Below are 17,324 nucleotides of genomic sequence, written 5' to 3' on the forward strand. Positions count from 1 at the left end.
CCTTCAGGGCTTCGGCGGATGGATGAAGGCCCAGGGCGAGACCTCGCTGTCGCGAGGCACCTCGATATCGATCAGATACGGCCCGCCATGGGCGAGCGCGGTCTCCAGCGCCGACTTGAGCTGGTCGGGTGACGTGACCTTGCTGGCGGCGACGCCGAAGGATTCGGCGAGCCTGACGAAATCCGGATTGACGAGATCGGAGGCGACGACGCGGCCGTCGAAGCGCTCGCGCTGGTCGCGCCGGACATTGCCATAGGCATTGTTGTTGAACACCAGGGTGACGACGCCGATGTTGTATTGCACGGCGGTCGCCAATTCCTGCACGGCGAACATGAAACCGCCGTCGCCGGTGATCGCGACGACAGGCCTGTCGGGATGCGCGACCTTGGCGCCGAGCGCGGTCGGGAAGCCGGCGCCGAGCGTGCCCTGATAGCCCGAGGTGATGAAGGTGCGCGGCTCGTAGACCGGAAAGCCGTACCAGGAAGCGAAGCCGACTTGTGACAATTCGTCGGTGACGATGGCGTCTTTCGGCAGCGCCTCGCGCAGCACGTTCAGATAGGCCATCTGCGGCTGCACCTGCTGGATTTCCTGCAAGGTCGCAGCGCTGGCGTCGCGGATGGACGCGCGACGGCCTGTTGTCTTGCGATAGCCCGCTTTGCTGACGGCGGCCGCGAGCGCGGCCGTGCCCGCCTTGGCGTCGGCGACGATGCCGGCATCGACGATCAGGCGCCGCATCTCGGCGGGATCGATGTCGATGCGGATCGACTTCAGGCCATCCGGCTTGAACGGCCAGCGGAACGTGGTCGGCAGCTCCATGCGGGTGCCGATGCCGATCATCAGATCCGTGGTCGGCCACAACTTGTAGGCCGCGGCCATGGTGAGCCCGAGCTCGTGCGCATTGGAGACGATGCCGCGCCCGGAGCGGAAGGCGACCACCGGCGCGTCGATCATCTCGGCGAGCTCGCGGATCTCCTCGCGCGCATCGATCGCGCCCGCACCGACGAAAATCATCGGCGTCTTCGCAGCCGTGATCAGCGCGGCGGCCTTGGCGATGCGGTCGGGATCGGGCTGCGGCGGCGCGAACGGAGCCAGCGGCTTTGCGGCGGCCGTCTCAGCCTTCTGCGTGAACACGTCCCAGGGCATTTCCAGCGCCGCGGGGCCGCGCCGCCCGGACATCATCTCTTGAAAGGCGCGCGACACGAGCGTCGGCGCGCTGTCGGGATATTCGATGCGCTCGGCCCATTTGACGAAGGTGCGCAAGGTCGCGAGCTGGTCTGGCATCTCGTGCAGATGGCCGCGGCCACGGCCGAGATAGTCGGTCGGCACCTGGCCCGTGAGGCACAGCACCGGCTCATTGCAGCCGAAGGCGGTGAGCAGCGCAGCACCAGCATTCAGCACGCCGGGACCCGGTACGACGCTGAACACGCCGGGCTTGCCGCTGGCGCGCGCATAGCCGAACGCCATGTAGCCGCAGGCCTGCTCGTGGCGGGCGCCGACGACCTTGAGCTGCGCCTGGTGGAAGGCGTCGAACAGGCCGTAGACCTGCGCGCCGGGCAGGCCGAACACGGTGTCGACGCCGTGGGCGACGAGCCCGCTGACGATGGCTTCGCCGCCGGTCATGGTGGTCATGCTGACATTCCGTTTCTGAACTTCTACAGGGCTTCGTCGACGACGCCGTTGCGCAAGGTGCCGACGCCCTCGGCTTCGATCTCGATGACGTCGCCGGGCTTCAGATAGCGCGGCGGATCGAACCGTGCACCGGCGCCGGTGGGCGTGCCCGTCACGATCACGTCACCGGGGACAAGCGTGGTGAAGGTCGAGATGTAGTTGATGAGGTAGCGGAAGCCGAAGATCAGCCGCGACGTGCGGTCGTCCTGGCGCAATTCGCCATTGACGTGCGTGGTCAGCCTGATGTCGGCGAGCTGGCTCTCATTGGTGTAGGGCACGATCCAGGGCCCGAGGCTGCCCGTCGAATCGAAGTTCTTGCCTTGCGTGACGTTGAATTTCGCATGCCGCACCCAGTCGCGGATCGTGCCCTCGTTGCACAGCGTGAGCGCGGCGATGTGATCCAGCGCCTCGCTCTCCGGAATGTGCCGTCCGGCCTTGCCGATTACGAGGACCAGCTCGCCCTCATAGTCGAGCTGCGGCGAGGCGCGCGGGCGCACCAGCGGCGTGTCATGGCCGACGAAGGAGCGCGGCGTGCGCATGAACATCGACGGATATTTCGGCGCGTCCTGGCCGTCCTTGTACTCGGCGTTGCGATCGGGATAGTTGACGCCGATGCAGATGATCTTCTCGGGCGCGGGGACCGGCGGCTGCCAGCTGATGGCATCGAGGCCATGATCGGGCGACAGCCCGGCTGCGGCATCGATCAGCCGGGGCAGGGCTCCCGCGGCGATCACCTCGCGCAAGGTCGGATAATCCTGGGCGAAACGCGTGGAGAGATCGATGAGGCCCTTGTCGGTCGCAAGTCCGTAGCGGACCGAGCCATCGGCGACATAGGTGGCGAGGCGAGGGGAGGTCATGGGCTTGTCTCCTTACACCCCGAGCCGCTGGATCTTGTGGGTGCCGCGCGCGAGCGAGACGTGCTTGGTCTCCATGTAGAAGTCGAACGAATAGTCGCCGCCGTCGCGGCCGATGCCCGATGCCTTCATGCCGCCGAACGGGGTTGGCAGGTGGCGGACATTCTCCGAGTTCAGCCAGATCATGCCGGCTTCCAGCGCGTCGGCGACGCGCAGCGCGCGGCCCATGTCGCCGGTCCAGACATAGCCGGTAAGGCCGTATTGCACGTCATTGGCGATCGCGATCGCGTCAGCCTCGTCGCGGAACGGGATCACGGTGAGGAACGGCCCGAACACTTCTTCCTGCGCCACGCGCATGGTCTGGCGCGCGCCGGTCACCAGCGTCGGCTCGACGTAATGCCCGCCACCCGGGCCGTCGAACCGCTTGCCGCCGACGGCGATGATCGCACCGTCCTCGCGTGCAACGTCGACATAGGAGCAGACCTTGGCGAGATGCCGCTCGTGGATCAGCGGCCCGAGCTCGGTGGCGGGATCGAGCGGATGACCCACTTTCAGCGCACGCACGCGCGCCGCAAGCTTGGCCGTAAAGGTCTCGGCGATACTCTGCTGCACCAGCAGGCGGCTGGATGAGGTGCAGCGCTCACCGTTGAGCGAGTAGATCATGAACACGACGGCATCGAGCGCGCGGTCGAGATCGGCATCGTCGAACACGATCACCGGGTTCTTGCCGCCGAGCTCGAAATGCACCCGCTTCAGGGTCGGTGCGCCCTGCGCCATGATCGCAGATCCCGTCGAGCTCTCGCCGACGAAGCCGATTGCCTTGATCGCGGGATGCTCGGTCAGCGCCCTGCCGGCCTCCTCCCCGAAGCCATGAACGGTGTTGAGGACGCCGTCGGGAATGCCGGCGTCCTTGGCGAGCTTGGCCAGCCACTGCGCCGTGATCGGCGACCATTCCGCCGGCTTGTGCACGACCGTGCAGCCCGCCGCGAGCGCCGGGGCGATCTTCCAGGTCGACAGCATGAACGGCGTGTTCCACGGCGTGATCACGCCGACAGGCCCGATCGGCACCCGCGTCGAGATGTTCCAATGCTCGTCGCTCGGCGTGCTCAGGCCGTCGCGGGCCTCGGTGCATTTGTCGGCGAAGAAGCGGAAATTCTCGGCGGCGCGGATCGCGGCCTTGGCCATGAAGCGATAGGCCTGACCGGTGTCGATGCATTCGAGCACGGCGATGTCGTCGGCATGATCCTCGATCGCGTCGGCCACGCGATGCAGCAGCTTGCGCCGCATCGCCGGCGCCATGTCGCGCCACGACTTGAAGGCGAGGGCGGCCGACGTCGCCGCGCGATCGATGTCCTCGGCATTGCCGCGCGCGACCTTGGCGAGCACGGCACCGTCGATCGGAGACTTCGTCTCGAACGTCGCGCCTGAGATCGCCGGCACCACCTTGCCGTCGATGAAGTGACCGATGCCCTCGTCCTTCAGCTTCGCGAGCAGGGGAGCGGCACGGTCGAGATTGGCCTTGTAGATGTCGGCTTTGGGACTGGCCTTATCCATGGGATGCCTCCGCTTTCAGGGCGTCGTGGATGTTGTTGCGCTTCCAACTGGTCGCGGCATCGTTGATCTGCATGTCGAAGGACAGCGCGAACTTGCTACTGGCGAAGACTGGGTCGAGGTAATCTGAAAGTGCCTTGAAGACGTGCTCGCCGGCCTTCTGCCGTGCCGCGAGGTCGCGGCCTTCGCCGAGCCGCAGCAGCATCGCGAGGAAGGCGGAATCGGGCTTGCCGTCGGCGATCGCGTAGTGCTCGCAGCGGATCGCGCGCACGCGGATGCCGCCGATCGGAAAGATCCCGGTCTCGCTGGCGGCCTTGCGGACCACTTCGCAAAGGTTGCCCATCATGACAAAGCCGTCGAGATTGGCGGAGTATTCGATGCTGAAATGCGGCATGGTGCGGTCGCTCCGGGGCAGGCGTCAGGCGAAGTAACAGCTCACCGTCCCATACGGGCCGTAGTCGGCCTGGATCGTGTCGCCCTTGCGCGCCTCGATCGGCCGGATGAACGAGCCGGCAAGGACCACCTGTCCCGGCTCCAGCGCGAATCCATTTGCCGCGATCTTGTTGGCGAGCCACGCAACGGCCGTTGCCGGGTTGTTCAGCACGCCGGCGGCCAAGCCGGTCTCTTCCAGTTGACCGTTCTTATAACAGAGTGCGCCGATCCAGCGCAGGTCGGCATCGAGCGGCCGCAGCGGCCGGCCGCCGAGCACGATGCCGGCATTTGCGGCGTTGTCGGCGATCGTGTCGAAGATCTTGCGCGTCGCCTTCGTTTCCTGATCAACCCGCTCGATCCGGGTGTCGAGAATCTCCAATGCCGGCACCACGAAATCGGTCGCGTTGAGCACGTCGAACAGAGTGCAGTCCGGTCCCGAAAGACGATGCTTCATGACGAAGGCAAGCTCCGCCTCGATACGCGTCGCGATGAAGCGGTCGGACGGCACCAGCCCGCCATCGGCAAAGAACATGTCGTCGAGCAGCACGCCCGAATCCGGTTCATCGATGTTCAGCGCGCTCTGCATCGCCTTCGATGTCAATCCGATCTTGTGACCCTTGATGACGCGGCCCGCGGCCACCTTGACGCTGATCCAGGCCTCCTGGATCGCATAGGCATCTGCGATGGTGATATCGGGAAACTCCTGCGACAACTGCCTGATCTGGCGGCGGCTCTTTTCGGCCTGATCCAGGCGTAAGGCGCAGCTATGAATCTGGTCACTCGCAAGAGGCATGGTCTATCGCTCAGAAAAGAGATGGCGGCAGATGATTAACATGTTAAGTTTCAGCCGGCAAACCGAAACGGCGTTTGCTGCAGTGCAAATATTCAGGATGGCCCACGGGAGATTGATGTGAGCGAGACCAGGGCCAAGGTCGCCAGGCAGGCTGCGAAGGAAGCGCGCAAGGTGCCGATGCGCGACTTCTCGCAGTCGCTGCCGATGGCCTTGTTGCGGGCGCGTGAGGCCGTGATGCGGCAGTTTCGCCCCAATCTGCGACAGCACGGCCTGACCGAGCAGCAATGGCGTATCTTGCGCGCGCTGGCGGCGGTCGATGTGATCGAGGTGACGGAGCTGGCGCGGGTCGCGTTCCTGCTCGGGCCCAGCCTCTCTCGCATCCTGCGCGATCTCGAGGCGCGCGGCTTGATTCAGCGCGAAGTCGATAGCCGCGACATGCGCAGGGGCGTGTTGTCGATTTCCGCCAAGGGCATGAAGCTGATCGCACAGGTCGCGCCGAGCTCAGAGGCGATCTATGCATCGATTGCCAGCCGGTATGGGGCCCGCAAGCTTGCCGCATTGCACAAGATGCTGGGCGAGCTGGAGCAGAGCATCGGCGGCGATCTCGACGCCTCCGACGACGGCGATGGCTGATATGCCGCGGACCAAGCGCAATGGCGCGGTCTCATGCTTGGCAGGCCGTTCGGCGTTTTGATAAGAAGCGATGCAGCCGAGCGGAGAGGGCGTGCGTCGCAGGCATGGCAAACCATGCTAACTCTGTTTTCGCATGCTGATCGAACCCGCGAGTTGTCATGGTCACTATCAAGGTTGCGCATCTCATCGATTTCGTTGCCGACGTCTTCGAGCACGCCAATTCCTCGCCGGAGGAGGCCCGCCGGATCGCGACCTATCTGACGACGGCCAACCTGACAGGGCATGACAGCCACGGTGTGATCCGCGTGCCCGTCTATATCCGTTGGCAGAAGATGGGTTCGATCGTGCCCAATCAGACCGCAGAGGTCGTGGTCGACACCCCGTCGCTGGTGGTCGTCGACGGCAAGTTCGGCTACGGCCAGACCGTGACACCACAGGCCGTGAGGATCGGCATCGAGCGTTGCAAGAAGAGCGGCTTGGCCGCCTTGGCGCTGCGCAATTCCGGCCATCTCGGCCGGGTCGGCGACTGGGCGGAGATGGCCGCCGCTGAGGGACTCGTCTCCATTCATTTCGTCACGGCCGCAGGTTCACTGCTGGTGGCGCCCTATGGCGGAGTCGAGAAGCGGTTCTCCACCGCGCCATATTGTGTCGGCATCCCGCGCCAGGGACAGGATCCCATCGTGCTCGATTTCGCGACCTCGATCGTGGCCGAGGGAAAGGTCCTGGTGGCGAGCCGCGGCGGCAAGAAGCTGCCCAAGGGCGCCTTGATCGATGCCGACGGGACGCTCAGCGAGGATCCGGCGGTGCTCTATGGAGCCTATGAGGCCGAGGGGACGCGCGACCACACCAAGGGGACGGGAGCGATCCGCGCCTTCGGCGAGCACAAGGGCTCCGGTCTCGCCTTCATCTGCGAGCTGCTCGGCGGCGCCTTGACCGGCACCGGGGCGACGTCGGCAAATCGGCGCTTTGCCAACGGCATGCTCGCGATCTACATCGACCCGAAGGTGGTCGATCCGGCGAGCTTCTTTGATGGTGAGATCACCCGCTATACGGATTTCATCCGGGCGACCAAGCCGGTCTCCGGCGTTGATCAGGTGCTGGTGCCGGGCGATCCCGAGCGCAAGATGCGGGCCGAGCGTACGGCCAATGGCGTGCCCTTGCCCGATGACACCTGGGCGGCAATAGTGAACACGGCACGCGAAGTGGGTGTCAGCGAAGCGAGCATTCAGCGGGCGACATCGTGAAATCAGTGTGATTTGCGGGTGGCGCGAAGCATCCATGCTCAGATTGAGCGGGATTGCATTGCGTTGCGCCATCGGCGAGAACGAATTCTAACGAGACGGATCGGTTGAACAACAAGGGAAGGAAACGCAGTCGTGGCGAACAATAAGGTCAAGCAGCTCTGGGCCGAAGGCAAGACGGTGGTGAATGCCTGGCTCGCGATCCCCTCGGGCTTTTCCGCGGAGGTCGTGGCTCAGTGCGGCTTCGACAGCGTCACCGTGGACATGCAGCACGGGGTACAGGACTATCTGTCGATGGTGCAGTGCTTTCAGGCGATGCATGGCCATCCGGTCACGCCGATGGTGCGCGTGCCGTGGAATGAGCCCGGCATCATCGGCAAGGTGCTCGATGGCGGTGCCTATGGCGTCATCTGCCCGATGGTCAACACAGCGCAGGAAGCGCGCAACCTCGTTTCCTATTCCAAATATCCGCCCAAGGGTGTGCGCTCCAACGGTCCGATCCGTTCGGGCATGTATGGCGGCGCGGGCGAGTATCAGAAGACGGCCAACGACGAGATCGTGCTGCTGCCGATGATGGAGACCAGGACCGCGGTCGAGAACATGGAAGCCATTCTCGATGTCGAAGGCATCGACGGCGTCTATATCGGTCCCTCCGATCTCGGCTTTTCCTATGGCCTGGTGCCGAAGCTCGATCGTGACGAGCCGGAGATCCTCAAGATCTATGAGAAGATCGTGAAGGAATGCGGCAAGCGCGGGCTCAATCCCGGTATTCATTGCAGCGGCGCCGAGGGCGCTGTCCGCGCCATCAACATGGGCTTTAAGCTCGTGACCTTGTCCAACGAGGTCGGCCTGATGCAGGTCTATGCCCGCCAGCAAGTCGCGCGGACCCGCAAGGACTCCGGCGGCAAGGCCTGAGGCGAATTGCGAATAGGGAGTAGCGAATAGGGGATTCATTCATTCGCTATTCGCAACTCGCTATTCGCATGCCTGTTTGCGACCTACCGATACAAACGAAGAGAGACTGCCATGGCTCCCGCCCCCGTCATCCGTCTTCATCCCGAGGACAGCGTCCTGATCGCGCGTGCGAGTCTGCCGCCCGGCCTCGCGGTTGCCGATGGCGTGGCCACGGTGGACCGCATTCCGGCGGGGCATAAGGTCGCGGTGCGTCCGATCGCGCAGGGCGAGCCCATCCGCCGCTACGGCCAGATCATCGGCTTCGCGACCGCGCCGATCGCGCCGGGGCAGCACGTTCATACACAGAACTGCGGCATGGGCGATTTCGCCAAGGATTATGCCTATGGCGTCGACGTGAAGCCGACGCCGAACTTCGATCTTCCGGCGACGTTCGAGGGCATTCGCCGGCCCGATGGCCGGGTCGCGACCCGCAACTACATCGGCATTCTGACGTCGGTGAACTGCAGCGCGCATGTCGCGGGCCTGGTCGCCGACGTCTTCAAGCGGAATCCCTTCACCGGTGATGATCCGCTCGCCGACTACTCGAACGTCGATGGCGTCGTGGCGCTGACGCACAAGACCGGCTGCGGCATGACGCTCGACGAGCCGCTGAAGCTGCTTCGGCGAACCCTCGGTGGCTACGCGCGTCACGCGAACTTCTCTGCGGTGATCGTCCTTGGCCTCGGTTGCGAGGCCAATCAGATCGGCGGACTGATGGAGGAGCAGAAGCTCGCCGGCCGTCTGCGTGCCATGGACATCCAGGAGGTCGGTGGCACCCGCAAGACCGTCGAGGCCGGCATTGCTTTCGTCAAGGAAGCGCTCGCCGACGCCAACAGGGTCAAGCGCGAGACGGTTCCGGCCAGCGAGCTGACGGTCGCGCTGCAGTGTGGCGGCTCCGACGGCTATTCCGGCATCTCGGCCAATCCGGCGCTCGGTGCAGCAAGCGATCTGCTGGTGCGACATGGTGGCACGGTGATCCTGTCGGAGACGCCCGAGACCTATGGCGCCGAGCATCTGCTGACGCGCCGCGCAGTCAGCCGCGACGTCGGCGAGAAGCTCGTCTCCCTGATGCGCTGGTGGGAGGAGTATACGGCGCGCGAGGGTGCGGAGATGAACGCCAACCCCAGCCCGGGCAACAAGGCCGGCGGCCTGACGACGATTCTCGAGAAGTCGCTCGGCGCGATGGCCAAGGCCGGCAGCACCAATCTGGTCGATGTGCTGCATTATGCCGAGGCCGTCACCAAGAAGGGCTTCGTGTTCATGGACACGCCCGGCTACGACCCCGTCGCGGCGACGGGGCAGGTGGCCGGCGGCGCCAATCTCGTCTGCTTCACGACCGGACGCGGCAGCGTGTTCGGCTGCAAGCCGGCACCGTCCATCAAGCTCGCGACCAACACGCCGATGTACAAGCGGATGGAAGACGACATGGACGTGAATTGCGGCACCATCCTCGACGGCGAGGAGACGGTGCAGGAGTGCGGCCAGCGCATCTTCGAATTGATGCTGAAGACCGCCTCGGGGCAGCCGACCAAGAGCGAGAGCTTCGATTTCGGCGGGGCCGAGTTCGCACCCTGGGTGCTCGGCGCGACGATGTAGCTGGATCACTCAGCTATTCGGCGGCCCCATATCGGGGCTGCCGTCTGACATGTCCCGGCATCTGATCGCAGCTGAGATCGCCAATAGCTGAGACTGGATCGCAACTGAGATCAGATGACAGGTGAGCGCGCCGCCATTTGCTGGCCGTCATGGGCTGGCCGTGCCGACGCTCGCGTGGCAGCGGCGCAGAGCAATTTACCGCTGGTGGCCCAGGCCGATGCCGAGCGCCAGGGCCTTCTGACGGAGCGAGCCTTCGGTCCGCTTCATGGCCTTGGCGATCTTGGCAACCGGGGTCTTGGACTTCGAGTGCTGCTTCAGCAGCTTGATGTCGGCGGGCGTGTAGGGTTTCCGCGCCAACTTCTTGGTAGCTGCCTTCTTAGCTGTCTTCGCCACTTGATTCTCCTTTTGGCAATGGTGGTCCTAAATAGCATGTGTAGTCGAGCTATCAAGCGATTGCGGCAAATGCAACGCTATTAGTTCTTGTTAGTTCATCATTCGGGGTTAATCCCTGCTTTGAGGGACTGGTCAATCTTCCGTGAGCGCCTGCGCGCCTTCCTGTGGACAACTCTCCGCGTGCGGCTGGAGAGGTTGTTTGTTCTTCTCTCGTTCTTCGTGACGGGCCGGATTGGGGCGCGCAGCGGCCGGAAAAGCGACCGGTGCGTGCAGCGGAAGCACCTGACAGGGGAGGCTCAACTCGACCTACGCGGACCCAAATGCCGCCTTTCGGGCTTAGGATAGTTCAATAGGCAGCTCTGCCCTTTGTTAGTGCTTGATCCCTAAGCACAGCAATGTTCTGCTTAAAAAAGTTGCTGGAGCGCCGAAACCTCGTGTCAATCTACGTCGCATTACATCACGTTACCCATTACAAATACGATCGTCCGGTCGAACTGGGCCCGCAGACCATCCGCCTGCGTCCTGCACCACATACCAGGACCCCCGTGCTGAGCTATTCGCTCAAGGTCACGCCGCCCAACCATTTCGTGAACTGGCAACAGGATCCGCAAGGCAATTGGCTGGCCCGCTACGTTTTCCCTGAGAAGGTGAACGAACTCAAAATCGAGGTCGACTTCACGGCGCAGATGACCGTGATCAATCCGTTCGACTTCTTCGTCGAGCCTTATGCGGACAGTTTTCCCTTTGCCTATCCGGAGGGTCTCAAGGTGGAACTCGCGCCCTATCTCGAGACGATCGAGCCGGGGCCGTTGTTCGCGGAATACTTGAAGTCGATTCCCCGCGATGCGGACAACACCGTCAACTATCTCGTCGAACTCAATGCGCAGTTGCAGAAAAAGATTCGTTATATCATCCGGATGGAGCCCGGTGTTCAAACGCCGGAGGAGACGCTGTCGTCGGCCGCCGGCTCCTGCCGCGACTCGGCGTGGCTGCTGATCCAGACGCTGCGGCATCTCGGCCTCGCCGCCCGCTTCGTCTCCGGCTATTTGATTCAGCTCCGTCCCGACATTGATCCGGTCGAGGGGCCGGTCGAGGTCGAGAATGATTTCACCGATCTGCATGCCTGGGCCGAGGTCTATCTGCCCGGTGCTGGATGGATAGGCTTCGACGTCACCTCGGGCATGCTGGCGGGCGAGGGACACATCCCCGTTGCTGCGACTCCCCACTATCACTCGGCCGCGCCGATCAGCGGCAGCGCCGGAGTTGCCGAGGTCAACTTCAACTTCGAGATGAATGTGAGGCGCATCCGCGAAGCGCCGCGGATCACCCGGCCATTTTCGGATGAGGCGTGGGACCGGCTCGACCGCCTCGGCGAAGCCGTCGATGCCGATCTCGCCGCGAACGACGTGCGGCTCACGATGGGCGGCGAGCCGACCTTCGTGTCGATCGACGACATGGAATCGGCTGAGTGGAATACGGCTGCCGTCGGCCCGGCCAAGCGCGGGCTCGCCGACAGCCTGATCCGGCGTCTGCGCGCGCGCTTCGCGCCCGGTGGCCTGCTGCATTACGGCCAGGGCAAGTGGTATCCCGGCGAAAGCCTGCCGCGCTGGGCGTTCGGACTGTATTGGCGCAAGGATGGTGAGCCGATCTGGCGCAATCCGGACCTGATCGCCAGCGTCGATGGTCCGCGCAAGGCGACGATCCAGGATGCGGAGCGTTTCCTCGACACGGCCGCCGAGACGCTCGGGCTCGAATCCGACTACGTGCTGCCCGCGTTCGAGGATCCCGCGCATTGGCTGCAGAAGGAAGCCGCCCTGCCCGAGAACGTCGACGCACTCGACTCCAAGCTCGCCGATCCCGAAGAGCGCGCGCGCATGGCGCGGGTGTTCGACGAAGGCCTGCACATCCCGCGCGGCTTCGTGCTGCCGATCCAGCGCTGGAATGCACAGCCCAGGCGCTGGCGCAGCGAGCGCTGGGGCCTGCGGCGCAAGCGCCTGTTCCTGATTCCCGGCGACTCGCCGCTCGGCCTGCGGTTGCCGATCGGCTCGCTGGCCTACATTCCGCCGGAAGATTTCCCGTATATCCACGAGCAGGACCCGATGGAGGAGCGCGGGCCGCTGCCGATGTTCACGCAGGGGCGGCCGGTGATCGTGCCACAGGTGCCGCCGCTGCCGAAGCTCGACCGCGCGCCGAAGCCGCAGCAGGACGTTCAGTATCAGTACTGGGGCGGGCTCGGCGTCCGCACGGCGATGTCGGTCGAGATCCGCGATGGCATTCTCTGCGTGTTCATGCCGCCGGTCGAAACCATCGAGGACTACCTGGAGCTGGTCGCAACGGTCGAAGCGACGGCGGAGGTGATGCAGATCAAGGTTCACGTGGAGGGCTATGCACCGCCGTTCGATCCGCGCATCGAGGTGATCAAGGTGACGCCCGATCCGGGCGTCATTGAGGTCAACATCCAGCCGGCCGCGAGCTGGCGGCAATCGGTCGACATCACCTTCGGACTTTATGAGGATGCTGCAAAGGTGCGGCTCGGCGCCAATCGCTTCCTGATCGACGGCCGCCACACCGGCACCGGCGGCGGCAATCACGTCGTGGTCGGTGGCAGCTCGCCGCCGGATTCGCCGTTCCTGCGCCGCCCCGATCTGCTGAAGAGCCTCGTCCTGTATTGGCAACGGCATCCGTCGCTGTCTTATTTGTTCTCCGGCATGTTCATCGGGCCGACCAGCCAGGCTCCGCGCATCGACGAGGCGCGCCACGACAGTCTCTATGAGCTGGAGATCGCGCTCGCCAATGTGCCACGGATCGGGCAGAGCGTGCCGCTGTGGCTGGTCGACCGGCTGTTCAGGCATCTGCTGGTCGACATCACCGGCAATACTCATCGCTCGGAGATCTGCATCGACAAGCTCTACTCGCCGGAGGGACCGACGGGCCGCCTCGGACTCGTGGAGTTCCGTGCGCTGGAAATGCCGCCCGATCCGCGCATGTCGCTGGCGCAGCAGCTTCTCATCCGTGCGCTGATCGCCAAATCGTGGCGCGAGCCGCAGGACGGCAAGTTCGTGCGCTGGGGCACGGCGCTGCACGACCGCTTCATGCTGCCTCACTTCATATGGGAAGACTTTCTTGATGTCCTGGATGAGCTGAGGTCGTCCGGCTACGATTTCTCGCCGGAATGGTACCAGGCGCAGCTCGAGTTCCGTTTTCCGACCTTCGGCCGCGTGCAGCATGGCGGCGTGACCTTGGAGCTGCGGCAGGCGCTGGAGCCCTGGCATGTGCTGGGCGAGGAAGGCGCGGCCGGCGGCACGGTGCGCTATGTCGATTCCTCGGTCGAACGACTTCAAGTGAAAGCCGAAGGTTTCATCGAAGGCCGCCACCTCGTGACCTGCAATGGTAGGAGAATGCCGATGACCTTGACGGGGCGTTCGGCGGAGGCGGTGGCGGCGGTTCGTTTCAAGGCGTGGCAGCCGGCCTCCGGTCTGCACCCGACAATTCCAGTGCATGCGCCGCTGACCTTCGACCTGATCGACACCTGGAATGGCCGTTCGCTCGGCGGCTGCGTCTATCACGTCGCCCATCCCGGCGGCCGCAACTACGACACCAAGCCGATCAACTCCTACGAGGCGGAGGCGCGGCGGCTCGCCCGCTTCCAGGATCACGGCCACACTCCCGGACGAATCCCGCTGCCGCCGGAAGAACGCACAAATGAATTCCCGATGACCCTCGACTTGCGCAGGCCGCTCCTGCATTGATGAAACGGAGTTTGCGCGGAGGACCAGGGTATGGACGGCTCGAGCGGCCAGGACCAGGGAGCGAGCCCCGCCGCCGATCGGCCGGCGGCACGTTTTCCGCTGCGCCGCGCCGAGCATTGGGCGCGCGACTATGCCCGGCTCCCCGGCATCCCCGATGAGTTCATCGGGGCCGACGGCCGGCCGCGGCCGGTCTGGACCCGCTTTGCCGAGACCTTCGCCGCACTCGCGCCGAGCGACATCGAGCGCCGCTTCGCCTCCGCCGATCGCCATCTGCGCGAAGCCGGCGTCACCTATCGCTCGCCGGGCGATAACGCCGAGCGATTGTGGCCTCTGAGCCATCTGCCGCTGCTGATCGACGAGTCCGAATGGGCGCAATTGTCCCAGGGCATCGTCCAGCGCGCTGAGCTGTTCGAGCGGGTGCTGCAGGACATCTATGGCGAGGGACGGCTGCTCGCGAGCGGCGCGCTTCCTGCGGCTGCCGTCGCCGGGTCCAGCGAATATCTGCGCCCGGTCTGCGGCGTCAAACCGCCCGGCGGCCGCTTCCTCAGCATCTACGCCGCCGATATCGGCCGTGGGCCCGACGGCGGCTGGTGGGTGCTCAACGACCGCACCCAGGCGCCGTCCGGCATGGGCTATGCGCTGGAAAATCGGCTGGTGCTGTCGCGCGCCTTCTCCTCGATCTACAAGTCCATGAACGTCGAGCGTCTCGCGCCGTTCTTCGAAGCGTTCCGCGATGCGCTGCGCGCCAGCGCCGATCGTGACGAGCCGCGCATCGGCGTGCTCACGCCGGGCATGTTCAGCGAGACCTATTTCGAGCACGCGACGCTGGCGCGCTATCTCGGCTTCCTGCTGGTCGAGGGCGACGATCTCGCCGTCAGCGGTGACCGCGTGCACATCCGCACCGTCGCCGGCCTGAAGCGCGTCGACGTGCTGCTGCGGCGGCTCGATTCCAACTCGCTCGATCCGCTCGAGCTCGACGCGGCCTCGCGGCTCGGCGTTGCCGGACTCATGGACGTCGTGCGCAAGGGCGGCGTCGTAGTCGCCAACATGCCGGGCTCCGGCGTGCTCGAGGCGCGCGCGCTGCTCGGCTTCCTGCCGAGCCTTGCCCGGCGCGTGCTCGGGGAGGATCTCAATATCCCGCACATCGCGACGTGGTGGTGCGGCCAGAAGTCCGCGCGCGACGAGGTGCTGTCGCGGCTCGAGGAGTTCGCGATCGAAGGTGCCTATGGCCGCGCCGTACCGGGCTTCGCAAGCAGCGGTCCGGTGCTGGCCGGCGAGCTCTCGGCCGCCGAGCGCGAGCGGCTGCGCGCTGCCATCAGCCAGCGCGGCATCGATTATGTCGGCCAGGAGGTAGTGCGGCTGTCGACCACGCCGGTGTGGCAGGACGGCCGGATCGCGCCGCGGCCGTTCGTGCTGCGGGTGTTCGCGGCGGCCACGCCCGACGGCTGGACCGTGATGCCCGGCGGCTTCTGCCGCATCGCCGACAAGCTCGATGCGCGCGCGGTGTCGATGGGCGACGGCGCGCGCGCCGCCGATGTCTGGGTGGTCGCCGACAAGGCGGTGGCGGCGCACACCTTGCTGCCGGGCTCCGACAACGTGCGGATACGCCGCATCGCCGGCGTGCTGCCGAGCCGCGCCGCCGACAATCTGTTCTGGCTCGGACGCTATCTGGAGCGCGCCGAGGCCACCGTGCGGCTGATCCGGGCGCTCGCAGCCCAGCATCGTGATCCCGGCAAGGGATCGCCGGCGCAGCTCAACACCTCCGAGCGCATCCAGCGGCTGTTGCTGGCGTGGGGCGCTGTTGAGCAGACCTCGCGCAGCAAGGGATTCCAGGTGGCTGCCGAGGCCCTGCAGGCCGAGGCGCAGTTCGGCTCGGCGCTGTCGCTGCTCAAATCGGCGCAGCGCACCGCGACCTCGCTGCGCGAGCGCCTCTCGCCCGACGCCTGGCAGGTCATCACCGAGATGCCGAATCGGCTGGCGCAGGAGGCCGAGGATGAGGACGCCGTCGTCAGCATCGCCGAGCTTACGCTCGACAGGCTCGCGAGCTTCGCCGGCCTTGCCCAGGAGAACATGAACCGCGCCGCCGGCTGGCGCTTCCTCGACATGGGTCGCCGCGCCGAGCGCGCCATCAACACCGCGCGGTTCGCGCGGCAGTTCGGCTATGACGAGGCGACGCCCGAGGATCTCGACGTCCTGCTCACCCTGGTCGATTGTCAGATCACCTATCGCTCGCGCTATCTGATCGGCCCGGCGCTGGCGCCGATCCGCGATCTCGTCGTGCTCGACCTCTATAACCCGCGCTCGGTCGCGTTCCAGGTCGAGCTGCTGAACGAGCACATTGCGAGCCTGCCGGTCCTGAAGGAGAACGGGCTGATCGAGCGGCCGCAACGCCTCGCGATCTCGCTGGGCGCGCGGCTGACCGCAGCGGAGGCGGCCCATCTCGACGGCCGCACGCTGTTTGCACTGGAGCAGGACCTGCTCAATCTGGCGGAGGCGATTGGCCAGCACTATTTCCCGCACGGTCCGAACGCGACGCGGCCGGAAAAGCTGACGGGCCTCGCGTGATCTACGACATCCGGCATGTCACGACCTATGAGTATGAGAGCGCCGTCAGCTTTGCGCGCTGCTCGCTGCGCCTGGAGCCGCTCAGCGGCGACGGCCAGGAGTTGATCTCGCACAGCGTCGACATTCGCCCGCGTCCCTCGGAGCGGACGGCGCGGCGTGATTTCTTCGGCACGCTGACCGAGAGCATCGTGATCGACACTCAGCACCGCCATCTGCGCATCGACTCGCGCTCGCGGGTAAAGCTGTCGCGCACACCGCCGGAGCGCGATGCGCCGAGCGCGGCCTGGGAGGACGTGCGCGATGCCGCCTTCGAGGCGACGAGCCTCGGCCCGTCGTCGCCGATCGGCTACGTCTTCGCCAGCGCGCTGGTGCCGGTGCTGGAGCCGGTGACAGACTATGCCGCGGCAAGCTTTCGCGCCGGCACCGGCATCGTTGCCGGCGCGGCCGACCTCATGCGGCGCATCCGCAAGGAGTTCAGATACGATCCGAAGGCGACCGTGATCTCGACCCCGTTGCGCGAGGTGTTCGACAATCGCCACGGCGTCTGCCAGGATTTTGCTCATATCATGATCGCCGGCCTGCGCGGTCTCGGTCTGCCCGCGGCCTATGTCAGCGGCTATCTGCGCACCATCCCGCCCGAGGGCCAGCCGCCGCTGCAGGGCGCCGACGCCACCCATGCCTGGGTGTCGCTGTGGGGTGGCGAGGAGCTGGGCTGGATCGGCTTCGATCCGACCAATGATCTCTTGGTCGGCAATGATCACATCATCCTCGGCATGGGCCGCGACTTCTCCGACGTCTCGCCGGTCGATGGCATCATCGTCGGTTCGCGCAAGCAGAAACTCGGCGTCGCCGTCGATGTGGTGATGGTCGAGTAGGGTTCCCTCACCGGGAACGG

The 17,324-nt window shown here is 65.4% G+C and carries 13 protein-coding genes; 7 read left to right on the forward strand and 6 right to left on the reverse strand.

Features of this window, described 5'->3' with window-relative positions:
* Positions 1-3: 3 nt before the first annotated feature.
* From QX051_RS13630 to hpaH, 5 genes are read right to left on the reverse strand one after another with little or no spacing between them, the layout of a single operon-like run.
* Positions 4-1,629 carry a thiamine pyrophosphate-dependent enzyme gene (locus QX051_RS13630; RefSeq protein WP_315776471.1) on the reverse strand — a complete coding sequence of 542 codons (1,626 nt, stop codon included), beginning with the start codon at positions 1,627-1,629 and terminating at the stop codon, positions 4-6.
* 23 nt (positions 1,630-1,652) lie between these two features.
* Complete coding sequence (locus tag QX051_RS13635) at positions 1,653-2,525, reverse strand: fumarylacetoacetate hydrolase family protein (RefSeq protein WP_315776472.1); 873 nt, start codon at positions 2,523-2,525, stop codon at positions 1,653-1,655.
* 12 nt (positions 2,526-2,537) lie between these two features.
* Positions 2,538-4,076, reverse strand: coding sequence for a 5-carboxymethyl-2-hydroxymuconate semialdehyde dehydrogenase (gene hpaE, locus QX051_RS13640; RefSeq protein ID WP_315737275.1), 1,539 nt, complete (start codon positions 4,074-4,076; stop codon positions 2,538-2,540).
* The gene (locus QX051_RS13645; protein ID WP_315737276.1) at positions 4,069-4,467 is read right to left on the reverse strand and encodes a 5-carboxymethyl-2-hydroxymuconate Delta-isomerase; all 399 of its coding nucleotides are present in this window, start codon (positions 4,465-4,467) and stop codon (positions 4,069-4,071) included. The genes hpaE and QX051_RS13645 overlap by 8 nt, the downstream gene beginning before the upstream one ends.
* A 24-nt stretch (positions 4,468-4,491) precedes the next feature.
* Positions 4,492-5,298 carry a 2-oxo-hept-4-ene-1,7-dioate hydratase gene (gene hpaH / locus QX051_RS13650; protein WP_315776473.1) on the reverse strand — a complete coding sequence of 269 codons (807 nt, stop codon included), beginning with the start codon at positions 5,296-5,298 and terminating at the stop codon, positions 4,492-4,494.
* 177 nt (positions 5,299-5,475) lie between these two features.
* On the opposite strand from hpaH, the gene hpaR reads away from it, so the two are divergent.
* The 4 genes from hpaR (at position 5,476) to QX051_RS13670 (ending at position 9,722) form a co-directional block, all read left to right on the forward strand.
* On the forward strand, positions 5,476-5,931 hold the full coding sequence (gene hpaR / locus QX051_RS13655) for a homoprotocatechuate degradation operon regulator HpaR (RefSeq protein ID WP_409977900.1): 456 nt from the start codon (positions 5,476-5,478) through the stop codon (positions 5,929-5,931).
* 158 nt (positions 5,932-6,089) lie between these two features.
* Positions 6,090-7,175 carry a malate/lactate/ureidoglycolate dehydrogenase gene (locus QX051_RS13660; RefSeq protein ID WP_315776474.1) on the forward strand — a complete coding sequence of 362 codons (1,086 nt, stop codon included), beginning with the start codon at positions 6,090-6,092 and terminating at the stop codon, positions 7,173-7,175.
* Between the two features lie 132 nt (positions 7,176-7,307).
* Positions 7,308-8,087: an HpcH/HpaI aldolase family protein gene (locus QX051_RS13665; RefSeq protein WP_315776475.1), complete on the forward strand. Its 780-nt coding sequence runs from the start codon at positions 7,308-7,310 to the stop codon at positions 8,085-8,087.
* Positions 8,088-8,198: 111 nt separating this feature from the next.
* Positions 8,199-9,722, forward strand: coding sequence for an altronate dehydratase family protein (locus QX051_RS13670; protein ID WP_315776477.1), 1,524 nt, complete (start codon positions 8,199-8,201; stop codon positions 9,720-9,722).
* Between the two features lie 195 nt (positions 9,723-9,917).
* On the opposite strand, the gene QX051_RS13675 is transcribed toward QX051_RS13670, so the two are convergent.
* Positions 9,918-10,115: a hypothetical protein gene (locus tag QX051_RS13675; protein WP_008964013.1), complete on the reverse strand. Its 198-nt coding sequence runs from the start codon at positions 10,113-10,115 to the stop codon at positions 9,918-9,920.
* 434 nt (positions 10,116-10,549) lie between these two features.
* On the opposite strand from QX051_RS13675, the gene QX051_RS13680 reads away from it, so the two are divergent.
* Genes QX051_RS13680 through QX051_RS13690 form a run of 3 tightly spaced genes read left to right on the forward strand, consistent with a single transcriptional unit; the run spans position 10,550 to position 17,304 of the window.
* The gene (locus tag QX051_RS13680) at positions 10,550-13,864 is read left to right on the forward strand and encodes a transglutaminase family protein (RefSeq protein WP_315776478.1); all 3,315 of its coding nucleotides are present in this window, start codon (positions 10,550-10,552) and stop codon (positions 13,862-13,864) included.
* Positions 13,865-13,894: 30 nt separating this feature from the next.
* Positions 13,895-16,429, forward strand: coding sequence for a circularly permuted type 2 ATP-grasp protein (locus QX051_RS13685; RefSeq protein WP_315776479.1), 2,535 nt, complete (start codon positions 13,895-13,897; stop codon positions 16,427-16,429).
* Entirely contained in the window at positions 16,426-17,304 is an 879-nt protein-coding gene (locus tag QX051_RS13690; protein ID WP_315737284.1) for a transglutaminase family protein, read from the forward strand. The genes QX051_RS13685 and QX051_RS13690 overlap by 4 nt, the downstream gene beginning before the upstream one ends.
* Positions 17,305-17,324: the final 20 nt, after the last annotated feature.

This window comes from Bradyrhizobium sp. SZCCHNR1053 (assembly GCF_032381235.1).
GTDB lineage: Bacteria > Pseudomonadota > Alphaproteobacteria > Rhizobiales > Xanthobacteraceae > Bradyrhizobium.